Here is a 26,273-nt window from a genome sequence, read left to right as displayed (position 1 = left end):
GGAAGGAGATAAATAAAAAATTTAAAAATTATTAAGCAATGAAACGTTTACGTAAGTTATCGGTTGTGATTATCCTTTTGTTGGCCATACCTTTTGTGGCTTTTAAGATGGACGACCGGTATTTTGAGATAGCCAAGAATCTGGACATATTCGCCACCATGTTTAAAGAGCTGAATGCCTACTATGTAGACGAAATCAACCCGAATAAGGCCATGAGAGTGAGTATAGAGTCAATGCTGAAACAGCTTGACCCTTACACCAACTTTTATCCGGAAGATGACATTGAAGACTACATGACCCTGGCCACCGGTAAGTATAACGGTATTGGCGCAACGGTGTCGCATCAGAACAACAAGCACCTGGTGGTAATGATTTACGAAGGCTCGCCAGCTGATAAAGCCGGTATGAAAATAGGTGATGAGATTTTGAAAATAGACGGGGTTGATGTGGTTACGCGCAAAGATGTAGATATGGGCCGCCTGATGAAAGGGCAAACCGGCACAACTGTAAAAATACAAATTAAACGCTATGGGCAAAATGCTCCTGTTGACCTGACAGTCGGGCGGGATATAGTAAAAACCCTGAACGTGCCGCACTCGGGTATGGTTAGCGATGAGGTGGGTTATATACAACTAACTGATTTTACTGCCACAGCAGCAAAAGAAGTAAAGGCGGCTTTTACCGACCTGAAAGCCCAGGGTATGAAAAAATTAATCTTCGACCTGCGGGGTAATCCCGGAGGTTTGCTGAATATGTCTGTTGAAATCTGTAACATTTTTCTTCCTAAAGACCAGCTCATTGTAGAAACCAGAGGAAAAGTAGCTGAATGGAACAAAAAGTTTAATTCAATGGAAAACCCAATGGATACTGAAATTCCGGTTGTAGTTCTTATTAATAGTTCTAGCGCGTCTGCTTCTGAGATAGTAAGCGGTACTTTACAGGACTACGACCGCGCCGTAATTCTGGGGCAACGCTCGTTTGGGAAGGGGCTGGTGCAAACCACCCGTGACCTGACCTACAACACCAAAATGAAAATTACAACGGCCAAATATTATATTCCGAGCGGACGTTGTATTCAGGCGCTTGACTACAGCCACAGAAACCCTGATGGAAGTGTGGGCAGGGTGCCTGATTCTTTAAAAACTGCGTTTAAAACAAAAAACGGCCGCACGGTTTATGACGGTGGCGGCGTTGACCCTGATATTAAAACCGAAGTACCTCAGATGGCGTCAATAACAACTAATCTGTTGATGAAGAATATGATTTTTGACTACGCAACCAAATACTACTTTGAGCATGTTGCTGCCAAACCACAAGAGAAGTTTTCTTTGAAAGACGCTGAATATCTGGATTTTACAAACTGGCTAAAAAGCAGAAACTTTACTTATGCCACCTCAATGGAAAAGAGCCTGGATAACCTGGAGGCATCTGCCAGAAAAGAAAACAGCCTTGATGCAGTGCAGGAAAGCCTTAAATTGTTGAGAGAAAAAATCAACCAGACCAAACAGCAAGATTTAATAAAGTATAAAGCTGATATTAAAGAACAGCTGGAGGCCGAGATTCTAAGCCGCTATTATTATCAGAAAGCCATGAAGTTTGTTTCGTTTGACAAAGACAAAGAAGTGCAGGAAGCTATGAAATTATTTAAGGATATGCCCAGATACCAGTCTATTCTAAAGGGTGGAAAATAAAGGTTATAGCAGGTAATTTCTGGGTGCCACAGTTATGCCAAAGTATAGCTGTGGCACCTTTGGTTTATAAGGCTTTTTTTGGTGTGGTAGCCATAAACTCTTTCAGGTAGTACGGTTCAAAGTCGGCCACGTTTTCAAATTCTTGTTTAAGAAAGGCATCATTAGCGAGCTCGCCAATGGCTTTTGCAGATGGGTTAATGGTTTCGTTAAGAAAAATGGCATTCTGAAATTTACCCAGCACCGCTTGGCATTTGGTAGCGCCATCGCCAAAGAAAACAATTCTGCGCGTTTTTAATATCTCTTCAAAAGATGTCTCATCAATTATCTTTGCTTCGGTAGCAGTTACCTGCTCCAGGCTCGTTGCTTCGTACAAAGCGCAGTACACTTCCATGCGCCGGGCGTCAAGCATAGGGCAAAGTAATGGTGGGTTATCATTGCCAACTGATTTTGCCACATGATGCACCTGCAAGGCCATTGCCTGTAGTGTGTTAATGGCTAAAAGGGGTTTGTCTAGTGTAAAACATAAGCCTTTGGCAGTAGAAACACCTATGCGCAGGCCTGTGTAAGAACCCGGGCCTTTGGCAACGGCAATGGCATCAATATCGTCAAAGCTCAGAGAAGAAACTTTTACTACCTGCTGCACCAGAGTGGTGAGCATACCTGAAGACGATTTCTCATGAAACAACTCGCTGAGCGCTAATAATCGGGTGTCCTGATGGATAGCTGTTGAGCAGCCTTTGGTAGAAGTTTCAATACTTAGAATGATGGCCATCACAAAAATGAGTAATTTTGAATTTACAAAATTACTCATTCGTCTGACAAGGCATTAAGATTTTACCGTTTATTTGCTTCTGATGGCAATAACGGGGTCTAGTCGGGCTGCCTGCCAGGCAGGTATAATACCGAATAATATACCAATAGAACTGGAAACCACCAGCCCCAAAACAATGTTGCGGTAACTCAGAACAATATCAAGCGACCCTAATGGCAAGAAACTGATAAGATAAACCAGCAATAAACCGAACAACCCGCCCACTACACAAAGAAAGATGGATTCGAACAGGAACTGGAAAAGTATAAAGTAGTTTTTGGCACCAAGCGATTTTTGTATGCCAATAATATTGGTTCGTTCCTTCACGGTTACAAACATGATATTGGCTATACCGAAGCCGCCTATAAGAAGCGCAAAAAAACCGATGGCTATACCGCTTATACGTATTGTTCCGAAGAGTTGCCCTAGCATGGCTGCTGCTGCTTCCGGGCGGTTCAGGGCAAAGCTGTCTTCCTGCGATGGTCTCAGGCCGCGTTTGGTACGCAATAATCCGGTTATTTCTCCTTCCAGTTCATAAAGCCCTTCGTCGGAGTCATATCCTTTAAAAACAATGTCGCCTGTCAATTCACCGGACGAGAAAATCCTTTTGTGCGCCAGAAAAGGTATCAGCACTTTCTGGTCTGGCTCACCACCAAAATCGGCAATCTGTTTTCCTTTTTTCTCCTGCACACCAATCACAACTAAGTTCTGTCCTTTCATTTTAAAGGTTTTACCAATCGGGTCTGTGTCGGGGAATAATGTTTCAGCAATTTCAGCGCCCAGCACAGCTACATTTTTGCCAGATTCAATCTCTTGTGGAGCAAAGTAGCGGCCATTATTAATTGGTACCTCGGTTATCTCGTTAAATTCGTAGGTTATACCCTGGCAAAGGGCATCAATACTATTGCTTGCTCTGCGGCATGTTACATTACCCGCAAAATCCATCATGGCGCCTGCCTGGGCATGTTCCAGATTCTCTTTCAGGTACTTAAATTCGTTGTATTTGGGCTCAGGGCGCATAAAGTACTTCCACCAGGGATAGTCTCCGTTTGTAAAAAGCCAGGGCCATTTCTGCACATATATTACGTTCGTGCCAATTGAATTGAGGCTGTTTTTAATGTTGGCCTCCAGAGAATCTACCATAGTAAGCACCCCGATAATTGAAAAAATACCTACGGTTACTCCCATTAACGAGAGCATGGTACGAAACAGATTGGCCCGCAATGCCTGAGAGGCAAAACGGAAACTCTCAAATACTAGAAAGAAAAACTTGATCATAAATCTTTTTTTGAGTGATTGAGTGCGCAGGTGGATTCTGACAAACGAAAATAGATTTCTTTCTAATATTAAAAAAATGAAATAGGCTGATACGTCTGAAAATATAAACTAACGGTAAAATTTAAGGATAGTTGGATTAGCCAGAAAATGACTGCCCACAGATGGCAGGGCTAAGGAGTTGCAGGCCTAAGACAGAGTTAACAAATGGGCTTATGGTAAACCAACCTAAGTATGAACAGGTTTATGCCAGGGGGGTAGGCCCCCCCGTTATAAGAGAAAAGTAAACCACCGGCCGGGTTTTAGTAATTGATGGCATCGGGGTCTAGCAATTTCAGACCTGCCAATGATTTGATACCTGACTTGGTCTGTAGCTCAATTTTTTCAAAAGAAGGCGTTTGCCAGCTTTTTTTTACTTTCCTGGTGCTTGCTGAATTGGGTGCCATAGTGGTAAAATTTTAATTTTAAAAAAAAGTATTCAGGCCTTAAAATGAGTTACAAATGCGGTATTATAAGGCAATATAATAAATTAAAGCATCTATCACAACACGTTAATTAGCTTATTGTCGGGCTTTAATGTTTTTCTTCGAGCAGGTTTTCAATATATTCCAAAATGGCATCCAGTGTGTCAACTTCGTTCGGGCGCGTTATTACGGTTGTAGGTATCTGATTTGAAAGCAAACTAATTATCTGAAAATAGTCTTTTAATACCCCCATGCCTTCAATGTATTGAAGCCGGTAGGCATAATTTTGAAGATATTTAAATGCCTGAACACCCATAACCTGTCTGGTTTCCAAATAGCCGGTGTCTTCTTTTTCAAGAACAAAGATCCGCTTGATTCTCATCGGCCTGGTATCAAAAGATTCGTTAAACAATTTGCCGTATTTATCCATGGTTGGTCTTATCCTGAGTTCTTCCTCATAATCACCAATATTTGCCAGGTCAAAGCTGTCTTTCCAGAGTTTCATCATCGGGTAGGCGGCATAGGCGCTTATGCCATCAGGTGTTGGCACAGGTACGCAAACATCGTCAGAAAATATTCTGTAGCCCTTTGCCTGAAGCGAAGCCACCGTGGTTGACTTTCCGGCCCCGGAGTCGCCCAGAAACAACACTATGCCGTCGTTATCATAAATGGCAGAAGCGTGCATAGGTATCATCTGGCGTTGATACAAAATGGCCGCCATTGCATTTGACAAAAAAAACAGCCGCACTTCTTTCATGTCAGCATTGGCGGCAGGTTCAATAATCACGTGGTTGCCAGCGTTAACATAATAGCTACCCACGTTTATGATATTGAGAAAATAGTTGTCTGAATCAAAACTAATGGTTGATTCACTCTCTTTTTTGATGTCTGTATAGGCTGAAGGGGTTGCGCCGATAACTACACGTATATCCGGGTTTTCAGTTGGGGCAATTATATGAAGTTCAGGAAAAACAATATCAGTTACCAAAGTAAGACCATAAGCAAAATAATAATTCATCAGGTGTTCAGGTATTTGATTCCGGACAGCCCCAAGGCACATAAACGCAATCTGTCATCAGAAGGTCCGGCTTTTAATTTAAAAAAATGTCCTTAAAGCGGGTTTACGGGTGCTGACATATAAATGAACGGATTCAATTATTTGCTCAAAATTCCCTTGGTAATCAGGTAAGGTATGATTAGCCATAATAAGCCTTTAATAAGAAAGAAAAAAAAACCTGCCCAGCCCAGGCGTTTAAACCATAGCTTAAATTTATTCTGTTTTTCCATAATGTTATGATTCTACCGACTGTTTGTCAAGATAATTCTTAAACAAAAATAACAGGCCTGCGGTTGCAACAAGTGAAAAAATAACAATAGGAGTAGGCATGTGGTCAAGGTTTTCAAGGTCTGTTTTTACAATTTTCAGGTTGTAAAGATACATAATGATAATAGCCAAGCCATTGTTAAAAATATGAGCTGCAATAGGCACCCAGATGTTGCCCGTCCAGTAATAAAGGTACCCAAACAGCACACCCAGCATCATGCGCGGTAAAATACCATAAAACTGAAAGTGTATAACCGCAAATATAAAACCCGATAGCCAGATAGCTACATGAATATTTTTTGTGCCCATAAACAATTTACGCATCAGCAAACCTCTGAACACCAGTTCTTCTCCTACACCTGCAATAACGGCTATCACCACAAAAGCCAATAAAAACTGCCACAATGAGGTAAAAGAAGTAAAAAACCTGGTGGTTTCGGCCAGTTTGTCTTCCATGTTTTTGAGTAAGGTTTCAAGACCTTTCATTGACTCCGGGAAAAAGAAATTCTGGTTTAGTTCCTGCAGCCAGCCATTGAAACCCATAAAGCTAACCTCAATAAGTAAAACCATGAAGAACACTCTGATAGGCGGTAAGGATTGAAAATTGAGGTCGCTCCATTGTTTTTTCTCAATAACCCGCCAGTACAACCACGCTGTGCCAACAAAACCTGCAAAAGACCCTAATCCCTGGCCCATAATCATGCCTAACCAGGCATTGGGTATTTTTCTCAGGACTTCACCACCTTTCATCATGTCGTCCAGTGAGACACCTGCAGCAATTACTGTTACCAGTTGTATCAGGCTACCAAGCACCAGAAAGTTAACCAGAAAAAGGCCAAGAATAATGAGAACGGAAGAAGCAGCAGGGTTTTCGTTGGTTTTGATGTACATTCGGGAATTATTTTCAATAATTACTGTTTAAAATTAGTATAAAAGAATTTGCACGGAATTCGGTAAATTTGCAGTAAAAATATTCACTTATTTGTGAATTCACTAATTCAATTTTCATTTTGGTAAAAATAGGTAACATATCATTAGGAGAGTTTCCGCTTTTGCTGGCACCTATGGAGGATGTCAGCGACCCGCCGTTCAGGCTGGTTTGTAAAGAAAACGGAGCAGATCTGATGTACACTGAGTTTATTTCGTCTGAAGGCCTCATACGGCATGCAGCAAAAAGTGTGCAGAAACTGGATATATTTGAGTATGAACGCCCCATTGGTATTCAGTTGTTTGGCAGTGATGTGGAAACCATGGGCGAGTGTGCCAGAATTGCTACAAATGCCAGTCCGGATCTGATAGATATCAATTACGGTTGCCCTGTTAAAAACGTGGCCTGCCGTGGTGCAGGGGCAGCTTTGTTGCAGGATGTTCCGAAAATGACAGAGATGACCGCCGCCGTTGTGAAAGCCACACACCTGCCTGTAACTGTAAAAACACGCCTGGGCTGGAATGAGGAAACCAAAAATGTGGAAGAAGTGGCCGAGCGATTGCAGGACGTAGGCATACAGGCCTTAACAGTGCATGGCCGTACGCGTGCGCAGATGTACAAGGGAGATGCAGACTGGACGCTGATAGCCAGAATAAAGGAGAATCCGAGAATTAAAATACCGATTTTTGGAAACGGAGACATTGACTCACCAGAAAAGGCTCTTGAGTATAAAAACCGCTTTGGTGTAGACGGCATCATGATTGGCCGCGCAGCCATTGGTTACCCTTGGATATTTAATGAAATTAAGCACTATTTTGAAACCGGCCAGCAACTACCCGCCCCAAGTATTGACCAAAGGGTAGAGGCCGCACGTAAGCACCTTACGTTTTCTATAAAATGGAAAGGCGACCGCCTGGGTATTCTGGAAATGCGCCGGCATTACAGTAATTATTTTAAAGGCCTGCCCAATTTTAAAGAGTATCGTATGCGGATGGTGCAATCGTTGGATATTAACGAAATTATGGATATCCTGAACGAAATTCCGGTTTTGTATGATGGATACGTACTTGAAAAACAAGCCATAAAGGTTGAGTACGCCGGTGTAGATTAAACTAACCTACTTTATAACAATTGAATACTGCCGTTTCTGCTACCCGTCGTAAAAGCATAGTTGTATGGCTGCTGCTATGCCTGTTGGCCACCATGTGGGGTTCTTCTTTTTTAATCATGAAAAAAAGTCTGCCCGCTTTCACACCTGTGCAGATAGGTGCCCTCAGAATCATGTCGGCGGGTTTAGTTTTCCTGCCCTTGCTTATCAGGCACCGGAAAGATTATCCTGCCGCAAAAACAAAATACTTTGTACTTACCGGTTTATTAGGCTATTTTTTTCCTGCTTTTTTGTTTGCATTGGCCGGTACAAGGGTTAACAGCTCGCTGGTTGGGGCGCTTAATTCTGCCACTCCGCTTTTTGTACTGGTGGTGGGTGCCTTGTTTTTTCAGCAGGCAATCAGGGTTTCACAATTGGCAGGGCTGGTGCTTGGTTTTGGGGGTAGTCTTATGCTCATACTCTCGGCAGGTAAAGACGGGCTCTCTTTCAATAATCCTTATGCCTTGCTGGTTATTGCGGCATCGCTCATGTATGGGTTCAATGTTAACATTACAGGTAAACATCTTAACACTATTAATCCGGTATTGCTCACCGGCTGGACACTCATTGGTGTTGCCCTTTTGGCCGGTGTTATTCTTTTTTCTACCGACTTCATCCAAAAAATCAATCAGGCCAATATAGTACCCTTGTTATTAATTATTTTGCTGGGTGTGGTTAATTCTGGCATTGCTACTATTATTTTTAATTATATATTGCAGGCGGCTTCACCGGTTTTTGCTTCGTCGGTTACCTACCTCATACCAATTGTAGCAACTATTATGGGCTTTTTAGACGGAGAACCAATTTCTTTGCTGCATTATTCAGGAATGAGTATTATATTAGTGGGTGTATATCTGATCAACAAAAAATAAGTTGTGCTTTATGCTGAAAGCGATTGTAAACGACACCGAAACCCTGGAGATATCTGAAGACAAAGGGCATATATTTGTGAATAACGAGCCTTTTGATTGGAACCTGTTAAAAATTTCTGAAAAAGACTTTCATATTCTGAAAGACAATAAATCATATAATGTTGAGGTGGTAGAAGCCAACTATGCCGAGAAGATTTTTAAATTAAAAATCGGCGACACCGTTCATACGGTAAATCTGAAAGACAGAACAGATTTGCTTCTGGAAAAAATGGGCATGAGCAACAGTAAATCAACCCGGTTGAACAACCTGAAAGCACCCATGCCCGGGCTTATCTATGAAATGAAAGTAAAGGTAGGAGATGAGGTTAAGAAAGGTGACGTTTTGTTGATTCTGGTAGCTATGAAGATGGAAAATGCGATTAAAGCCGCCGGCGACGGTAAGGTGAAGACAATAAAGGTAAAGACGGGTGAGACCGTAGAGAAGAACCAGGTAATAATGGAATTTGAATAAAATTTATACACTGCCCTCTTTCAACAAAGAGGGTATTTTTTTGATTGATTGAGACAAATATTTAATTTTACGCGCAAATCATACACTATGAACCAACTTAAATACAAAAGAATCCTATTAAAGCTAAGTGGCGAAGCCTTAAATGGCGGAGATAAAAGCCAGATTATTAATTCAGATATCCTTTCGCAATACGCACTTGAAATCAAATCGGTGGTAGATGCAGGCTGTGAAGTGGCTATCGTTATCGGTGGCGGAAACATTTTCCGTGGGGCAAGTACTAACTCTGGTATTGAGCGCGAACAGGGTGATTACATGGGCATGATAGCCACCGTTATTAATGGTATGGCTATTCAGAGTGCCCTTGAAAAAGTTGGTTTAGTTACCCGGCTGCTGTCGGCAATTAAAATGGAGCAGGTGGCCGAGCCGTTTATTCGCAGAAGAGCGATACGACATCTTGAAAAAGGAAGAGTGGTAATACTCGGAGCCGGAACCGGTAATCCTTATTTTTCGACCGACTCTGGCGGGGCATTAAGAGCCAATGAATTAGGCGTTGACCTGCTTTTGAAAGGCACCAGTGTAGACGGTGTTTATACCGCCGACCCACGTAAAGACCCGACTGCCACCCGCTACGCGCAAATAAGTTATGATGAGGCCATTAACAAAAACCTTAAAATAATGGACCTTACCGCATTTGCCCTTTGTAAAGAAAACAGAATGCCGATAGTGGTATTTGATATGAATCAGGAAGGAAACCTGATGAAAGTGGTAACCGGCGAAGATATTGGAACCTTGGTAAGCGAATAATAATAATTGTGTGATTGAGTGAATGACTGACTGAGTGATTAGTCTGAAATGGCTGATTGCAAAATCATTATTCTGGAAAAGTGTTCATTCAATCACTCAACCACTAAATAGTAACAGAGACTGAAAATATATATAAGACAATGGAAGAAATTGATCTCGTAATTGATATGTCGAAGGACTCGATGGAGCGTGCCTTGAAACATACTCAAATTGAACTTTCGAAAATAAGAGCAGGCAGAGCCAGCGTAAATATGCTTGACGGCATCATGGTTGAATACTATGGTGTACCCACGCCATTAAACCAGGTGTCGTCAGTGAGCACACCAGATGCCCGCACCATTGCCATTAAGCCTTTTGAAAGAAAATTAATCAACGATTTAGAACGCGCCATTATCAATTCAAATCTGGGCCTCTCGCCTGCCAATGATGGCGAGGTTATCCGTTTGAATATTCCACCATTGACGGAAGAACGCCGTCGTGATCTGGTAAAAAGAGTGAAAGGCGAAATTGAGGTAGCCCGCGTGAATATCCGTAAGGTTCGTCAGGAAGCGAACGAAGAGTTAAAAAAGATTCAGAAAGACGGTGGCTCTGAAGACGAAGTGAAAAAAGCTGAAGACAGAGTGCAGAAACTGACTGATGCTTATATTCAGAAAGCAGAACAGATGCTGGTGGACAAAGAGAAAGATATCATGAGTGTTTAAAAGCAATAGAAATTTGATTTCGTACAAATGCCTGCATTGAGCGGGCATTTTTGTTATACGTTAATTTCCTTGTTTTTTTCAAACTAAACCCTCAATCGGAAATTAGAATATTTCTTCTAATTTTGAATTAAAAGAACAAAAACAGTGTCTATACCTAAGAACTTGACAGAAATGAACCCGGCCGATAGAATTATTGAACTGACAGAGAAGCTGAACTACTATAATGACCGCTATTATCAGGATAGCGTTTCGGAGATTTCGGATCAGGAATTTGACCTGATGCTTAAAGAACTGGAAAGCCTTGAAGCGGAGTACCCTGAACTGAAACAGCCGGATTCACCGACGCACAGGGTAGGTGGAGGTATCACCAAAAATTTTGCCAGTGTGGTGCACCGGTATCCTATGCTTTCGCTGGCCAATACTTACAGCGAGCAGGAACTGCTTGATTTTGACGAACGTGTAAGAAAAGGGCTGAACGGTGAAAGCTATGAGTATATATGCGAGCAGAAATTTGATGGTATTTCCTTATCAATGACCTACCAGAACAGGTTATTTGTAAGGGGTGTAACCAGAGGCGACGGTGTAAAAGGAGATGATATAACCACCAATATAAAAACATTAAAAAGCCTGCCATTAAAAGTTAATAATAAAGAGGATATTATACTGCCCGATTTTTTTGAGGTACGTGGCGAAGGCTTTTTGCCTTTTGAATCTTTTGAACGCATGAACCGTGAGGCAGAAGAAGCTGGCGAAGAGAGTTATGCCAACCCGAGAAATGCGGCTTCTGGCACTTTTAAACTGCAGGATTCTAAAGAAGTGGCGCGCCGTGGTTTGGATGCCTACGTTTATCAGTTTTTGTCTGACGACGAGATTTTCAGTACCCATGAAGAAAGCCTGATTGCCCTGAAAAAACTGGGCTTTAAGGTATCTGAGACCTGGCGCAAGTGTAACAACATGGCAGAGGTGATGGCTTACATTAATGAATGGGAACAAGAGCGGTATAAGCTACCCCTTGCCACAGATGGTATCGTAATTAAACTTAACTCGTTTGCGCAAAGAGAAGAGCTGGGCTATACTGCCAAAAGCCCCCGCTGGGCCATTGCTTATAAATACAAGGCGGAATCTAAACCTGCCATTCTGAGAGGCGTTACCTATCAGGTTGGGCGCACAGGGGCGATTACTCCGGTGGCTGAACTAGACAACGAGAAGCTGAACAACAAGGGTATCCATCTTTCTGGCACAACGGTAAAGCGGGCATCGCTGCATAATGCCAATGAAATAGAAAGGCTCGATTTAAGAATAGGCGATACGGTTTTTGTTGAAAAGGGCGGCGAGATTATACCCAAAGTAACAGGCGTTGATTTGACGAGACGAAATCTTTTTATTTCGCAAAAGATTGAATACCCGACTCATTGCCCTGAATGCGGCGCTGAACTGTACAGAAAGGAAGGCGAAGCTAATCACTATTGCCCCAACGAAAAAGGATGCCCACCGCAGATACGCGGCAGGATAGAGCATTTTATTCACCGCAAGGCTATGAATATTGATAGCCTGGGTGAAGGGAAAATTGAACTGCTTTATGAAAAAGGGCTGGTCAATGATGCCGCCGATTTGTATGACCTTACTTATGAAAAACTCTTTGGCCTTGAAAAAGTAATAGAAGACAAAGAGACCGGTAAAATAAAGAAGATAGGTTTCAAAGAAAAAACGGTGCAGAATATTCTGGAAGGCATTGAGAAATCGAAGCAAATGCCGTTTAAACAGGTGCTGTTTGCTATTGGTATCCGATTCGTGGGGGCAACAGTAGCCGAAAAACTGGCTGGTTTTTTCAAAAATATAGATGCAATTAAAAGCGCTTCTTATGATGAATTAAGAACCGCACCTGAAATTGGAGACAAAATTGCGCTGAGTATTCTTGATTATTTTCAGAACGAAGATAACAACCAGTTTATTGAGCGGCTACGGGCTGCAGGTTTACAGTTTACCGCGGGCAATGAAGTAAAAGAAATAGAAGGAGAAGCCTTAGCCGGGAAAACATTTTTGTATACCGGTACATTTGAGAACTTTGAGCGTGAGGCGCTGGAGCAGAAAATTGAGGCCAACGGGGGTAAGATTGTTAGCGGGGTATCTGGCAAGCTCGATTATCTCATTGTTGGCGAAAAACCCGGCTCCTCAAAATTAGAAAAGGCTAAGAAACTGAATGTGAAAATGATATCAGAAATTGAATTTATGGAAATGCTGGCTCTCTGATTTCAGACTTGCTGAAACAAATCTACCAGCTCATCAACCAGTTTTTTGCCATAGACTTTGCCAGGGTCAAGGTCGGGGTCGTATATAGTCAGTTGAAAACCGCATACCATCCCCGACCTTAACAGGGTTTTAAGTAATGTTTTTAATTCATTATAAGATAAGCCGTCTTCCTGCGGAGAATCAACGGCTGGCATAAATTCCTCATCCAGCACATCGGCATCTACATGCAGCCATAGGCCATCTACTTTATTTTTTCGTAGTTTTGCTATAAATGCATTGGCTGTTTCTTCAATTCCATTCGCTCTTAATTCGGGTAAGTCGGCACTGAAAATATCGGTATTATAGAAGTTGCCGTTGAAAGTTTCGTCATAGCATCGGTTGGCAAATTGGGCTGTGTTAGCTTCGGCCACATACGGCTTCAGATTGTCAATATTGGTAATTGCATCTGCGCCTATGCCGGTTACAATGGCTAAATCCATACCAGCCACCCCACCTGTTGACGAACTTATTTTGGCTATCGCGTAGTCTGTATGGCCATCAATATGGGCCAAACTATAATTGCCTGATTGTTTAAGTGCCAGCATACTGCCTACTAAAATGCTGCAATCGCCACCAATTACAATTGGCAGCTGGTCTTTTTCTACCATACTTTTAATAGCCGCCGCATATTGCTTACTGTAACTAAGTATTTCAGGCAGGTTTCTGATGCCTGTTTCAGCGTCAACCCTACCGTTGTAGGCAGGCGGTTCTATGTGTATATGCGTTGTTATATTCAGCCTTTCTGCAAACAAAAACTGCTTGAATACCCCCGGCATTTTTCTTGTACCAGGGCCATCTTTATCTGCATACGGCATCCGTTTCAGACCCAGATTAGATGGAGCCGTTACAAAGACCAGGGTCTTATCAAGTATTTGTCCGGGTTTTGATGACATATTATTTATCTGTATTCAGCCAGATTACTTTTTGTTCAGGTGTATGCTCCTGCCCTATGATGTCTCGGTACAAATCCGGCCTTCTGGCTTTTTTGTAACGGTAGCCACCTGCCTGTGTCAGTTTTTCAGGCGTTAGGGTAGCTGTTACAAAATCATCGCCCAGTGTGCGGCACTCAGCAATTATATCACCAAAAGGGTCAACAATCATAGAGCAACCGTTTTTCAGCTGGTCAGCATCCATTCCAATCGGGTTCGAGAAAATAGCATAAATGGCGTTATCATAAGCCCTGGCCGGCAACCATTTCATTAGCCAGCCCCGGCCTTTCATGCCATCAAACTCTAGTCGCAACGAGGTTGGGTCGGCTTCCCTGTTCAGCCAGAGTTGGGGGTCTACAAAACCGGCGCCCGGCCTTGTAGATGGCGTGCACATGGTTACATGGGGCATAAAAATAATATCAGCACCTAGTAGGGTGGTAGCACGCACGTTTTCTATGATATTATTATCGTAGCAAATCAGAATGCTGCATTTCCAACCGTGAATTTCAAATAGGCAATATTCGTTGCCGGGAGTAAGGTGTGGGTTGATAAAAGGATGCAGTTTGCGGTATTTGGCCACCAGTCCGCTTTTATCTACACATACGTATGCTTTAAAGAGGTTGTCTTCCTTGTCTTTTTCAAACAGCCCGGCAAGCACTACAATGCCATGCTTGCGGGCAATGGCTGTCAGTTGTTGAATGCTTTCTCCGTCAGGAATTTCCTCGGCTATGGCCAGCATCTGTTCTTTAGAAAGTGAGCGTGCAAAAGTATAACCGGTTACTGAACATTCATGAAACGCTATTACCTGCGAGCCAGCCTGTGCGGCTTTACCGGCCAATTGGTCAATGACAGATAAATTATATGGTTTGTTACCGCTTTTGTTTTCAAATTGCGCAGTTGATATTCTCAGGTTGTTCATAATCAGGCTGGTAAGGGTATATATCCGGTTTCTCCTTCAATTTTCGGGAAAGACTGCTCTTTCCATCTGGTTTTGGCATTTTCAATAATTTCTTTGCTGGTTGCTACAAAATTCCAGTAAATGAATCGTTCTTCTTCAAAGGGTTCTCCGCCAAAAATATAGATGGTACTGTTGGGTTTCAGAGTAAATTCACAAAGTTTATTGTCTTTGGCCACCAGAATGCGCTTGGGTTCATAGCTGTTGCCTTCGGTTTCAATGCCACCTTCTAAAATATATATGGCTACTTCGCCGTATAAATTGCGGCCGATGGTGAGGGTCTTTTCTTCCGTATTTTTAAGTTCAATCAAAAACAACTTGCTGTAAACCGGCACCGGTGACTGATACCCCAATGCTGCTCCTGCTACTAGTTTGTAAGTAATACCATCTTGTTGCCAGGTTGGTATTTCATCGGCAGGGGCATGGTAAAAAGTGGGTTCCATGGTTTCCAGCTCTTTGGGCAGGGCAATCCAGATTTGTAGGCCATGCAACATTTTATCGGTATCTCGCAGGTAGTCGGGTGTTCGTTCCGAATGCACTATGCCTTTACCGGCGGTCATCCAGTTTACTTCGCCCGGTTTTATTTCCATAACAGTGCCAAGGCTGTCGCGATGCATCATGTTACCTTCAAACAGATAGGTAAGTGTTGATAAACCGATATGCGGGTGCGGGCCAATATCTGCATTTTCTCTGTCACTCATGCAAACCGGGCCCATGTGGTCAAGAAAAATAAATGGCCCCACCATGCGCTTACCTCTGAAAGGCAGCAACCGCCCCACCATAAAACTACCTAAGTGTGTGGGCCTTTCTTCAATTATCAGGCTGATGTTGGACATTTTTTATTGAGTGAATGAGTGATTGAGTGAATGAGTGAATTAGTGAATGAGCGAATTAGTGATTTAGTGAATGAAATGTATAGTGGGTGTATTACTTACGGCTATTTGATTTAACAAAGCGCTACTTACGTTGTAATAATTACAGAAGTACAAATCATTAATGCACCTGAAATTTAAGACAACATAGCCGCCCATTGCATCAGATTCTGAACCCAGAACATAATTTTAATGCTGTATTTTTTTAGCACCAATGTTGATGGCTCAGTGGCTTTGCTGTTGTTGTTAAAATTCAAATCTAGCAATAGCTTATTCAGTGGGTCTACTTTAGCAGATGCAACAGGCTTTTTAAACTTATAAACCTTTGTTTTTTCTTTCCCGCTCCAGCTGAGTAGTTGCTGGCTTCCATCCATAAATTTCACCAGAATTTCCGTGGGCAATATCATATCACCCAAACGCTCTGCCGTAAATGTACCTTCGGTAGTTTGTCCGTTTGTGGTGTTATTTAATGAGCTGATGGCATAATCAAGCACCGGAGCCTTGTATAAAACCTGCTCAAAGTACCAGTTCATATCAGGCCCGAATAGGTTTCCCAATCGTTTAGGTACAATCTCATTCACTATAGTAATGAAATCCCTCACGCAAGGATGTCTGAACCGCCAGCGGGCAAAGTAGGTCTGCATTACTTCGTCCATCACTTTACGGCCTATCAGGTTTTCGAGGGTTTTCATCCAGACGGCAGTTTTGGTGTAGGTCATAATGGTATAAGTACCTTGCGGATACTCCCATGCTTTTCTGAAAACCTCGGTTATTTTCGGATTTTTCATTTTAACATAACTCCTACGCGACGTCTCCATGTCGTTGATAGTAAAACCGAAAAGGTTGATCTGCGCGCCGGGCGAATAGTTTTCGTCCATGATTCGGCCTTCAAAATACTGGTTAAAGCCTTCGTCAAGAAAAGACTCTTCAAATTCGTTACTGGCCAGCATACCCTGAAAATACTGATGCCCAAACTCATGTATGGTTACCACTTCAGGAAATTTCAGACCATGAGGTAAACCCCACAAGGTGCCGCAGGTAATAAAGGTCGGGTATTCCATACCGCCTGAACCACTACCATTGGCCGGAGGGTCAATCAGGCTCAGAACCGTATGCGGATATCGGCCAACGTGCTTCTCAAAATAGTTTAAGGCTGTAATGGCTGATTGAAAATAGCGTTCAGTTGAACCCGAATGTTCCGGTTGCATTACGGCTTTTATTTTTACGTGTTTCCATTGCCGCTCGCTGATTTCAAAACGCGGGGAGGCTGTCCAGGCAAAATCGTGTACGTCGTCTGCCTTATAGCTTATGGTTTTTGTGTTGTTTTTATTAAGTGTTTCTTTCTGAAAAATACCCGTTGCGGCCAGTTTATAATCTTTAGGTATGGTCATGTTTACCAGATAGCTGCCAAAGTCGGCGTAGAATTCGGTATGGGCATGAAACTGGTGGCAGTTCCACTGGCCTTTGGTGGCGTATCGCATACCAGCCGGTTCGTAAACACCAATTTTAGGAAACCACTGCCCAACCAGAAAGTAGTTATCAGCAAAGCCGGTTCGGGCAAAAATTTTAGGCAATTTGGCTCTGAAATCAATATCCAGCGTAATGGTTTCATTTGGTTTCAGAGGTTTGCTGAGCGGCACACTGATTACGGTTCGGTCTTTATCGTTCAGGTCATCAGGCTGAATAAACTTTAGCTTCTGTGTCAGGGTTTCTCCATTGCGCACTTGCATTGAAACCACATCAATGTAACCCAGATTGGCTTTATTGGTAGCATCTAACTTGTCGCCACGTAGTTGTCCGCCTGATTCCTTCATGAAGGTCGAGTTTTTATCGCGGAAGGCGTTCAGGTACAAATGAAACTGTAATTCGGTAATGTTATCGGTTGATGTGTTTTTCCAGACCAGTGTTTCTTTACCCAGCAGAATTTTCTTTTCGGCAAACAGCGTTACATCAATATTGTAGTTGGCAATGCGGTTGCTTAAAGGTTTATTTTGTGCCCCGGCATTAAAAAAAAGGCATAAAAAAAGGCAGATACTCAAAAACTTGTTCATACAAATAGTTTATTTCAGAACCGGAAAAGATAATTGTGTAGCACTGGCAATCTGATATTTTCTTTTGCAATTTAGATAAATTAGTTAGTTATTAGAACAATTTTATAACATTTGAAGAAACTGTGGCTATGTTTATTCATAAGACGAACTTCCTGATGAGAGCTATGTATCCGGACTTTATCTGGCGAAAAAAAACACAGGAAAAGAAAATATACCTCACATTTGATGACGGCCCCATACCGGAAGTAACCGAGTTTGTGCTGGAAACCCTGGCCACATTTAATGCCAGGGCAACTTTTTTTTGTATCGGCGATAACATCAGAAAACACCCATTTGTTTTTGATAAAGTAATAGCAGGCGGGCATTCTGTTGGCAACCATACTTTTAACCATTTAAGAGGCTGGGATACTGCCAATGAAGTATATCTGGACAACGTAAAGCAATGTGACACCCTGATTAGCAGTCAGGCCCGGATGATGCTGCCTGGTAAGAAACTATTCAGGCCTCCGCATGGGCGAATTAGGCGCAGCCAGGCAAAGGCTTTGCTGCCTGAATATGACATTGTAATGTGGGATGTGCTGACAGCAGATTATGCCGCAGATATAACACCTGAAAAAGTACTGGCCAAATCGTTGCAATACACAGAGGCAGGCTCTATAGTGCTTTTTCATGATAGCATTAAAGCCAACAAGAATATGAGTTTTGCTTTACCAAGATTCCTTGCGTATTTTTCAGAGAAGGGATTTCGTTTTGAATGTATCTGAAAAAAAATGTTGTGACAAGCAGGGCTTAATTCATCGTAATTAAACCCAGTATAACCTTTTAAACCATGAAAATTAAACGAGCGCTGTTTGCCTGGCTGCTGGTAATTGCGGCCAATGCATTGTATAGCCAGAGTACATTTACCGAGCAGAAAGCAGGGCATATTTATTATGTGTCAGTACCCAATTACATGACCAGAACCGTAAAGCTGAACGAGGTGGCATCTATGCAGTATGTTAATACCGTTAAAAACGCTTTTATGGTAGTAATTGATGATTCGAAAGAAGAATTGGAAATGAAGGGTATAAAATTCGGGTCGTTACGCGAGTTTCACGATGAAAACATCATCAATCTGAAAGGCGAAAAAAACAAATGGGCGGAGACGGATCCGCGTGAATTTGAATGGAAAGGCAACCGGTTTTTTCAGTCTGAGCTTGAGGTAGATTTTAAGGAAGCAAATGAAGAAGAGGTAAAGATTACCTATCTGATTACCTACGTTGAAACGAAAAAATATTATTATCAGATACTATGCTGGTCGTTGAGTTCGGAGTTTGATAAACTATTGCCCGATTTTAAAAAAATAGCGACCAGTATTAAGGATTAAACCCATGAGTTTACCGATGGTGAGTATCCTGATTGCTGCCCGCAATGAGGAAAACAATATAACCGACCTGCTGGAATCGCTCAGGAAACTGAGTTACCCAAAAGAATTTACACAAATTCTGATTGGTAATGATAACTCAACAGACAACACGGCGGATGTAATAAATGAATACCTGAAAGGTTTAACAGATGCTGACAGAAAAGCATTCAATGTATTGACCATTGACAAGCAGGTGGCTCACCTGAAGGGCAAGGCTAATGTGCTGGCTCAATTGGCCGCGTCTGCAAAAGGCGAATATCTGTTCATTACCGATGCTGATGTAGAAGTGCCGGCCCGTTGGATTGAACAAATGATGGCACTAATGAGTAATACGCCCGGCGAAAATAGGGCAGGTGTAGTTACCGGCATTACTTTAGTGAAGAACACCAACTGGTTTGAAGCCTGCCAGGCTCTTGAATGGTTTTTTGCATTGAAGATAATGAAAACCCTGACCGATATGAAGATACCTTCAACGGCTATGGGCAATAACATGATGGTGCTGAAAGAAGCATATCTGGCCACTGGTGGTTATGAGGGATTTGAATTTTCAATAGTAGAAGACTACGCACTTTATAAAGCTATAATAGACAAAGGCTATGCCTACAAACAAGGGTTTGATGCCTCGGTTATGACCATTACCAAGCCGCCCCCTAATTATTTTGAGCAGCGTAAAAGATGGGTGGCCGGAGGGTTTTCTACGGGTACGGCGCTTATTTTTCCGGCATTGTTGCAGGGGGTTGCTTTACCGGTTTTGGTCATTCTCGGTTTTTTCTACTGGCAGATTCCTGTTTTAGTTTTTGGTCTTAGCCTACTTATCAATCTTATTGTGGGTTACAGTATTTTAACGCGTCTGCATCAGTTACGGTTGTTTCGTTACATTCCTGCCTACACGGCGTATATGTATGTTTTCTGGTTTTTGCAGTTGGCAAGTTATTTATTGCCTACCAGGCTGGTCTGGAAAGGACGGCGGTATTAACCTATAAAAGCATTTTGTTGCCAACTTATGCAGGTCGGCGTGCGTAAAAGTAATCCTTTCAAAAAAAACAGGAATATTACGGTAATTACCATTGATTAACCTTTTGGGATTGCATTACACATATTTTTTCCACTTAAAATAAATCCAGAGCGTAGCTGTTATCAGAACCATGCCCCCAAGTGTATAAAAATAACCATACGGGTGCCGAAGCTCAGGCATGTTGTCGAAATTCATGCCGTAAATACCTGCTATAAACGACAAAGGCATAAAGATTGCCGTGAAAACCGTAAGGGTTTTCATAACCGAATTCATTTTGTTGCTCAGGCTGGTCAGGTAAATATTCTGTATATTCTCAACTATTTCGCGGTAGGTTTCAATAGTATCCAGTATCTGCAATAAGTGGTCGTACAGGTCTCTGATATAAATATGGGTAGCAGACTGAATAAGCGGCGACTCCTCTCTGACGAGCGTACCAAACATATCGCGTAGGGGCAAAACCGCCTTTCTGATGGTCATCAGCTCCTGTTTCAGCAGGTACAATTGTTTCTGGTCGTCGGTTTGGGGTTTATCAATAATTTTTATTTCAAGTTCTTCCAGTTTTTCGCCCAGTTTTTCAAGCACCACAAAGTAATTATCAACAACCAGGTCGCAGCATGAATAATACAGGTAGTCGGCTTTTCCCCGGCGGGTTTTGCCTATTGATGCTTTTAAGCGGCTGAAAACAGGTGCAAACACATCAGCTTTATGAATCTCCTGAAAACTGATTACGTAATTTTCTCCCAGTACCAGAGCCACGTGTTCTGACTCAATCATGTTTAGCTCTGTGTTAAACTGAAACATTTTAAGTACAGTAAAAAGGTGGTTGTCGCCAAAATGCTCCATTTTTGGTTTTTGGCCGGTGTTCAGGATGTCTTCCAGTAAGAGCGGATGCAAATGATAGTGCCTGCCAATGGCCTCAATTACCGGCACTTCATGTATACCGTCAATATCCAGCCAAACCACCAGATTCTCTTTTTTTGCCGGGTGGCAATCATTCAAAACTTTAATGTCTTTTTCGTTATAAACTTCCTGATTAAACTCTACCAGTTTAATAGTGGTGCTTTCGGCTACTTCCTTGCCCACGTAAACCAAAGTACCGGGCGAAGTAAAAGCTTTTTTATTTATATAAGTGTTGAGTTTTTTATGATGCTTAGACATAGCCTGGAACGGTTACTCAAAAAAATCTTTATTGAAATTGATTAGAAAAACCTCTTTTACGCCGCGGGTAACTGCCGTATAAAGCCACCGGATATAGTCATCGTCAATCTCGGTGTCAGGTGGCAGGTACCCCTGGTCTATGAAAACGGCATCCCATTGCCCACCCTGCGACTTATGACAGGTAAGGGCATAGGCAAATTTTACCTGCAAGGCGTTCAGGTAAGGGTCTGCTTTTAGTAATTCCTGACGCTCCTTTTTCGACTTCGCCCAGAAATAGTCTTTCATTACGCTTTCATACAAGGCCTTGTTTTCTTCCTGCGTTAAGGTAGGGGCGTTTGAATAGAGCGTATTCAGTATCAGTTTGGCATCAAACTCTGGTTCATCGGGGTAATCAACCAACCTTAGAGACGCGTTTATAAACCTGAAACCGTGTATTTCTTCCTCTTTACGCAGCTTTACTATTTCCACAAAGTCGCCGTTGGCAATAAAACCTGCTTTAGAATCTTCATTCAGAACCGAATAATTATTGCGAACAACCATCAGCATATCACCGCTTTCAATTTCACTATCGGCATAGTTAATGGCGTTTCTGATGTATCGGTTATACTGCACCGCTGTTTTGTTAGACCTCGTAATAATAGTCGTGTTTTCTCGCCCATACTTCCCGTAGGCATAACGCAGGCCGTCTTCCAGGCGGTCGCTACCCATTTTGTATATATCTTTAAACCGGCTGGTCATTAATTTGATGGCCGGTTTTTCAGTATCAAGCAAATCTCTTAGTGCAGTCGCATTGGCCAATATGCCCGACTGCTGCTCCTGCCGCATTACTTCTGTCAGGCAATGTTCGGTCAGTTCTGTGTGGTAGTGGTTCCTCAGGTGGTCGGCATTCAGGGCAGGGCTTACGTTCATTTTCACGGGGGGCAGCTGGGCTTCATCACCAATCAGTATTAATTTGTTGGTTTCCTGTTCAAAAACAAAGTCCAGCAGGTCGTGCAGCAGGCTTTTAGTGCCAAAATCGCGCTCATCTGATATCATAGAGGCCTCATCTACAATATAAACGGTGCCTTCATTATTGTTTTTTACCCGCTCAAATACCAGTGCACCAGTATAGGTGTTCTCTACCATCCGGTATATTTTCTTGTGTATCGTAAAAGCGCTTTTTTTAGCATAGCCTGCCATTACTTTAGCGGCACGGCCGGTAGGTGCCATCAGTACCGATTTATATCCAAACTCTTTCAACACTTTTAAAAGTGTGTTAATAAAGGTAGTTTTACCGGTACCGGCGTAGCCTTTCAGTAAAAATACATCTCTGTATTTATCCTCACTCAGAATAAACTCATCCATCAACTCAAACAAGCGGGCTTGTCCGGGTGTTGGCGTAAAAGGAAATTTTTTAAATAACCTTTCTGAAGGTTTAATATCTGGGGCAAGGTTCATCTACGGAAGCACATTATTTTATGCAAAGTAAGCAGATATATGCCGTGCATAAAAAGGTAGCTATGAATCTATTAGAAAATACCTCAAAAAACATTCATATTTTCTGAAGTCCGCTAAGATAGTAATCTATATCTTTGCAGAATCTTTCTAATTATTAATGCCAATTAAAACGCAGGAAGCAGCCTTAAAATTTTACGGGCACCAGATTCGGGTCAGGGTTTGTGGGATATGTATAGAAAATGAGCAGATATTGCTGGTGTGCCATAAAGGCATTGTGAACGACAATGACGTTTGGCTGCCACCCGGTGGAGGGGTTGAGGACGGCGAGCAGCTGCCAAATGCTTTGGCGCGGGAGTTTTTGGAAGAAACCGGACTGGAAATAAGGGTAGGAAGATTTTTGTTTGTGTCGGAGTTTATTCACTACCCTTTGCATGGTGTTGAGTTGTATTTTGAAGTAAAGGTTGTGTCTGGGGCTTTAAGAACAGGGCACGACCCCGAAGCTGACCACCACCTACAAGTAATAAAAGAGGTAAAGTGGGTGCCTGTTAAAAACAGAGAATATGTTTCGGAGGAGCTGTATAGGAAGATAAATAACCAGGATGTCTGATGTTTTTGCCTATCTGGTAAAATATTGCGATATTCCGTTTTGAATAATAAAAATAGGGTAGATAATTTGGAGGCCACTGTAACTAATATTTCGCCTAGCTTTGAGGTTAAGGACGACCGCTTTGATGTGAGTCAGATAGCAGACTGCCATTTGCTGATTGAGGCGGGGCATGACCGTTTCCGTTTTGCAGTTTATAACACAATTCATGAGGTGGTTATGTGGCTGGAAGACTACCACGTTTTTTCGTTATTTAAGCACAGCCAGCTTTTGGCTACCGTAAAGCAGATTTACAAGAACCACATGTTTTTATCGGCCAATTACTGGAAGAGCATCAGGCTTACCGTGAGCAGTAACCACTTTACACTGATACCGGATGAGCTTTATCAGCCAGACGACATGGCCAAATATCTTAATTTTGCTGCCGGTAAAAATCTGTCAGAACTCGAGCAGGCTTTTGAATTTAAACATGGCCACTCGGGCATTGTTAATGTTTTCAGTGTAGAAAAAGAGCTGATTAACTGGCTGAAAGAAATGTATCCGGCCAGGAAAATAACGCCACAACCTTTGCTGAGTACGCTGATAGAGGGGAGCATTAAAGACAAAACCAACACAGGGTTGCATTTGTATTTTGAAGAAAACTACGTATCGGTGGTTTATTTTCAGGATGCCCGGCTGCATTTCTGCAACAGGCTTCAATACCGTACTGCCCAGGACATGGTTTATTACGTTATGTTTATTATGAACGAGCTTACGCTGGATGCCGACGTACCTGTTAGATTTTATGGCGAGATAACCACTTTTTCAGAGGGGTTTGTGCTTCTGAACAAGACTTTCAAAAATATTGAATTTGCTGCCAACCCGTCCAGAATAAAATTCAGCCAGTATTTTGAAGAAATGCCCGAGCACAGGTATTACACGTTGTTTTGCTCTTATTATCTATACTAATCAGGGCTGTAGTTTTGTTAATCCCTGACAGATTAAATTTTTGTTGATATTTACTGCATTATTTTTATATTATCTGCCTGTGTGTTAATTTCGAATCGAATTAATTAAAACACTTCGAAAAAGATTTTAGAATTAATTCACAACAATCGCTAAGTTAAATTGGGTGTACTCTCATATTATTGATAAACACCAGATTAACATCTGGATAGTTTGTATAACCGGGTAAGTCAGGTACCCTGAGTTGTAGAGGCTTCTCCTTTGTTTATTTGTTTTATCGGCAAAAAATCCACCAATCTGTTATTCGAAATTTCCTTTTCAGGCATTCAGTACCGAAAGCGGTATGGGTGTGCAGGCTGGAGTTGGAATAATAAATTTTGTAGCCATGCCTTTGACCTTTTAAATCGTTTTTTAATTACAATCTGACTATTATTTATAGTACTTTACGCCCTATTATTAAATGAAGAACAGAAGTCGCAAACGCATGATTACGTCCGTTTTATTATTCTTTTCTATGTCTGTGATGAGTTGTGCTCCGGAAGTAGTTACAACTAAACCGCCCGTAGACACCACTGTTGTAAAACCCGCAGCAGAAAGTTATGTACGTATTAGCCCTCAGAACAAGGCATACCTGCAGCTAACCAATGGCGATACCTTTATACCTATAGGTATCAATACGTCATTTATCAGGCAGGAAGACAAAGAAGAAGTTATCTTGCAGAGATACGAACACTATTTTCAGGAAACAGCAAAGTATGGCGGTAATTTTGCCAGAGTCTGGCTTAGCGCGCCTGCCTTTGAAATTGAAAATAAAAAAATAGGTGTTTACGATTCGGTTATTGCCCAGCGGGTTGATAAACTTGTAGCATTGGCTGAAAAATACCAGATAAGATTAAAACTTTGTTTTGAGCATTTCAGAGATTTAACCGGGTATCCGGCACCCTTTGTTTACTCGCTTGCTTTCGACAAACCCTTTTATGCTGTTAAAAACGGTGGTAAATTTAAAGATATGCCCGACTACATTAATAGCAAAGAAGGCAGAGCGGTGTATCTTAACCGGGCAGCATTCTGGCTAAACCGGTATGCCAACAAGCCCATTATATTTGGTTGGGAACTGTGGAATGAAATGGAACACACCAGAGTGCCTACGCCAGCTGTGGAGGCCTGGATGAAAGAGATTTTTCCGGGTGTTAAAAAACTGGCACCTAACCATCTGGTTATGCAAAGCATGGGTAGCATGAGTACCTCTTGGGCAAGGTCTATTTATAAAACATTTTCGGCCATTCCTGATAATTCAATTGCTCAGGTGCATCGGTACCTTGACATGGGGGCCGAACTGGCAGTATGCAGAGGGCCAATGGATGAATTGGCTGCAGATGCCATTAACGATTTAAGGTCGTTTAATCTTGATAAGCCAATTGTTCTGGCCGAAACAAGCGCCGTTGAGCCTAACCATTCGGGGCCATCCAAATTGTTTGATAAAGACGTAAACGGTATTTTGTTTCACGATTTACTTTTTGCTCCATTCTTTTCTGGCTCGGCGGCTCCGGGGCAAAGCTGGTACTGGGATTTTTATGTTGACAAGAATAACTTGTGGTATCATCTGGGCCGTTTTAGCCAGGCTATTAAAGGATTTGACCCCATAAAAGAAAATGCCAGACCCTACTTTAGCAACGGCGAAAACCAACTTAAAATTTACAGTTTGCTGGGTACAACCAAAGACCTGATATGGATAAGAGATGGCGAAAACAACTGGCAGACCGAGCTTGTAAATGGTAAGGCTCCGCGGGTAGTTAAAACCCAGAAGTTTAAACTTGAACCCGGTGTGTTAAGAGTAGAGTTTTATGACCCCTGGAAACAACAATGGACCAAAGGCGAAATAAAAAACAATGCAACAATACTGCCCGATTTTAGCAGGTCTATTGTTGTGAGAGTTGAGAAAATGTAAGCGCAAACAGATATAACAGGTAAGTAATAGGCATGAGAAAAGCCTTTAGTTTTGCAGATTTACGGCTGAAATATTAAAAGTTTTAAAATATTCAGTCAACTTTGCCTTTCCTTAAATTTTTGAGGTTTAATTTTATT

At 42.1% G+C, this 26,273-nt stretch carries 24 protein-coding genes; 13 read left to right on the top strand and 11 right to left on the bottom strand.

The window, feature by feature from the left end:
- The first annotated feature begins 38 nt into the window (after positions 1–38).
- Positions 39–1,691: a S41 family peptidase gene (locus tag C0V77_RS08430; RefSeq protein ID WP_101725893.1), complete on the top strand. Its 1,653-nt coding sequence runs from the start codon at positions 39–41 to the stop codon at positions 1,689–1,691.
- Between the two features lie 64 nt (positions 1,692–1,755).
- Here C0V77_RS08430 and tsaB read toward each other — a convergent pair whose 3' ends face one another.
- The 5 genes from tsaB to C0V77_RS08410 all read right to left on the bottom strand — a co-directional run bounded on the left by tsaB (position 1,756) and on the right by C0V77_RS08410 (position 6,456).
- Positions 1,756–2,502, bottom strand: a complete 747-nt coding sequence (gene tsaB / locus C0V77_RS08425) for a tRNA (adenosine(37)-N6)-threonylcarbamoyltransferase complex dimerization subunit type 1 TsaB (protein ID WP_229236238.1) — start codon at positions 2,500–2,502, stop codon at positions 1,756–1,758.
- Between the two features lie 30 nt (positions 2,503–2,532).
- The gene (locus C0V77_RS08420) at positions 2,533–3,780 is read right to left on the bottom strand and encodes an ABC transporter permease (protein ID WP_101725891.1); all 1,248 of its coding nucleotides are present in this window, start codon (positions 3,778–3,780) and stop codon (positions 2,533–2,535) included.
- 299 nt (positions 3,781–4,079) lie between these two features.
- Complete coding sequence (locus C0V77_RS23045; protein ID WP_158237914.1) at positions 4,080–4,223, bottom strand: hypothetical protein; 144 nt, start codon at positions 4,221–4,223, stop codon at positions 4,080–4,082.
- 127 nt (positions 4,224–4,350) lie between these two features.
- Complete coding sequence (locus tag C0V77_RS08415) at positions 4,351–5,259, bottom strand: serine kinase (RefSeq protein WP_143706034.1); 909 nt, start codon at positions 5,257–5,259, stop codon at positions 4,351–4,353.
- 273 nt (positions 5,260–5,532) lie between these two features.
- Positions 5,533–6,456, bottom strand: coding sequence for a CPBP family intramembrane glutamic endopeptidase (locus tag C0V77_RS08410; RefSeq protein WP_101725889.1), 924 nt, complete (start codon positions 6,454–6,456; stop codon positions 5,533–5,535).
- A 119-nt stretch (positions 6,457–6,575) separates the two neighbouring features.
- On the opposite strand from C0V77_RS08410, the gene dusB reads away from it, so the two are divergent.
- From dusB to ligA, 6 genes are all read left to right on the top strand, one after another.
- A complete protein-coding gene (dusB, locus tag C0V77_RS08405) occupies positions 6,576–7,604 on the top strand; it encodes a tRNA dihydrouridine synthase DusB (RefSeq protein WP_101725888.1) in 1,029 nt (342 codons plus the stop codon).
- A 20-nt stretch (positions 7,605–7,624) separates the two neighbouring features.
- Entirely contained in the window at positions 7,625–8,512 is an 888-nt protein-coding gene (locus tag C0V77_RS08400; RefSeq protein ID WP_101725887.1) for a DMT family transporter, read from the top strand.
- 10 nt (positions 8,513–8,522) lie between these two features.
- The gene (locus C0V77_RS08395) at positions 8,523–9,023 is read left to right on the top strand and encodes an acetyl-CoA carboxylase biotin carboxyl carrier protein subunit (protein WP_101725886.1); all 501 of its coding nucleotides are present in this window, start codon (positions 8,523–8,525) and stop codon (positions 9,021–9,023) included.
- Between the two features lie 87 nt (positions 9,024–9,110).
- On the top strand, positions 9,111–9,827 hold the full coding sequence (gene pyrH, locus C0V77_RS08390; RefSeq protein WP_101725885.1) for a UMP kinase: 717 nt from the start codon (positions 9,111–9,113) through the stop codon (positions 9,825–9,827).
- 140 nt (positions 9,828–9,967) lie between these two features.
- On the top strand, positions 9,968–10,528 hold the full coding sequence (gene frr / locus C0V77_RS08385; RefSeq protein WP_101725884.1) for a ribosome recycling factor: 561 nt from the start codon (positions 9,968–9,970) through the stop codon (positions 10,526–10,528).
- 171 nt (positions 10,529–10,699) lie between these two features.
- Positions 10,700–12,778 carry an NAD-dependent DNA ligase LigA gene (gene ligA / locus C0V77_RS08380; RefSeq protein ID WP_101725883.1) on the top strand — a complete coding sequence of 693 codons (2,079 nt, stop codon included), beginning with the start codon at positions 10,700–10,702 and terminating at the stop codon, positions 12,776–12,778.
- Positions 12,779–12,780: 2 nt separating this feature from the next.
- Here the strand turns inward: ligA and C0V77_RS08375 are convergent, their stop codons facing one another.
- The 4 genes from C0V77_RS08375 to C0V77_RS08360 all read right to left on the bottom strand — a co-directional run bounded on the left by C0V77_RS08375 (position 12,781) and on the right by C0V77_RS08360 (position 17,624).
- Positions 12,781–13,710 (bottom strand): arginase family protein, encoded by a 930-nt coding sequence (locus tag C0V77_RS08375; protein WP_101725882.1) that lies wholly within the window; start codon positions 13,708–13,710, stop codon positions 12,781–12,783.
- A 1-nt stretch (position 13,711) separates the two neighbouring features.
- Positions 13,712–14,665, bottom strand: coding sequence for a nitrilase family protein (locus C0V77_RS08370; protein ID WP_101725881.1), 954 nt, complete (start codon positions 14,663–14,665; stop codon positions 13,712–13,714).
- Between the two features lie 2 nt (positions 14,666–14,667).
- On the bottom strand, positions 14,668–15,537 hold the full coding sequence (locus C0V77_RS08365; protein WP_101725880.1) for a pirin family protein: 870 nt from the start codon (positions 15,535–15,537) through the stop codon (positions 14,668–14,670).
- 173 nt (positions 15,538–15,710) lie between these two features.
- Positions 15,711–17,624, bottom strand: a complete 1,914-nt coding sequence (locus C0V77_RS08360) for a M1 family metallopeptidase (RefSeq protein WP_101725879.1) — start codon at positions 17,622–17,624, stop codon at positions 15,711–15,713.
- A 128-nt stretch (positions 17,625–17,752) separates the two neighbouring features.
- On the opposite strand from C0V77_RS08360, the gene C0V77_RS08355 reads away from it, so the two are divergent.
- From C0V77_RS08355 to C0V77_RS08345, 3 genes are all read left to right on the top strand, one after another.
- Entirely contained in the window at positions 17,753–18,388 is a 636-nt protein-coding gene (locus tag C0V77_RS08355; protein WP_101725878.1) for a polysaccharide deacetylase family protein, read from the top strand.
- A 65-nt stretch (positions 18,389–18,453) separates the two neighbouring features.
- The gene (locus C0V77_RS08350; RefSeq protein ID WP_101725877.1) at positions 18,454–18,990 is read left to right on the top strand and encodes a hypothetical protein; all 537 of its coding nucleotides are present in this window, start codon (positions 18,454–18,456) and stop codon (positions 18,988–18,990) included.
- 4 nt (positions 18,991–18,994) lie between these two features.
- Positions 18,995–20,005, top strand: a complete 1,011-nt coding sequence (locus tag C0V77_RS08345) for a glycosyltransferase (RefSeq protein ID WP_101725876.1) — start codon at positions 18,995–18,997, stop codon at positions 20,003–20,005.
- A 114-nt stretch (positions 20,006–20,119) separates the two neighbouring features.
- On the opposite strand, the gene corA is transcribed toward C0V77_RS08345, so the two are convergent.
- Positions 20,120–21,202, bottom strand: a complete 1,083-nt coding sequence (gene corA / locus C0V77_RS08340; protein ID WP_101725875.1) for a magnesium/cobalt transporter CorA — start codon at positions 21,200–21,202, stop codon at positions 20,120–20,122.
- Between the two features lie 12 nt (positions 21,203–21,214).
- Positions 21,215–22,639 (bottom strand): ATP-dependent RecD-like DNA helicase, encoded by a 1,425-nt coding sequence (locus C0V77_RS08335; RefSeq protein ID WP_101725874.1) that lies wholly within the window; start codon positions 22,637–22,639, stop codon positions 21,215–21,217.
- A gap of 157 nt (positions 22,640–22,796) precedes the next feature.
- Here C0V77_RS08335 and C0V77_RS08330 point away from each other — a divergent pair, with 157 nt between their 5' ends.
- The 3 genes from C0V77_RS08330 to C0V77_RS08320 all read left to right on the top strand — a co-directional run bounded on the left by C0V77_RS08330 (position 22,797) and on the right by C0V77_RS08320 (position 26,136).
- A complete protein-coding gene (locus C0V77_RS08330) occupies positions 22,797–23,246 on the top strand; it encodes an NUDIX domain-containing protein (protein WP_101725873.1) in 450 nt (149 codons plus the stop codon).
- A gap of 66 nt (positions 23,247–23,312) precedes the next feature.
- Positions 23,313–24,191, top strand: a complete 879-nt coding sequence (locus tag C0V77_RS08325; protein WP_158237913.1) for a DUF3822 family protein — start codon at positions 23,313–23,315, stop codon at positions 24,189–24,191.
- A gap of 457 nt (positions 24,192–24,648) precedes the next feature.
- The gene (locus C0V77_RS08320; RefSeq protein ID WP_143706033.1) at positions 24,649–26,136 is read left to right on the top strand and encodes a cellulase family glycosylhydrolase; all 1,488 of its coding nucleotides are present in this window, start codon (positions 24,649–24,651) and stop codon (positions 26,134–26,136) included.
- Positions 26,137–26,273: the final 137 nt, after the last annotated feature.

Origin of the sequence: Emticicia sp. TH156, from assembly GCF_002855535.1 — a bacterium.
GTDB lineage: Bacteria > Bacteroidota > Bacteroidia > Cytophagales > Spirosomataceae > Emticicia > Emticicia fluvialis.
The sequence above is the reverse complement of the archived record's forward strand: the minus strand, read 5'-3'. Positions and strand labels throughout refer to the sequence as shown.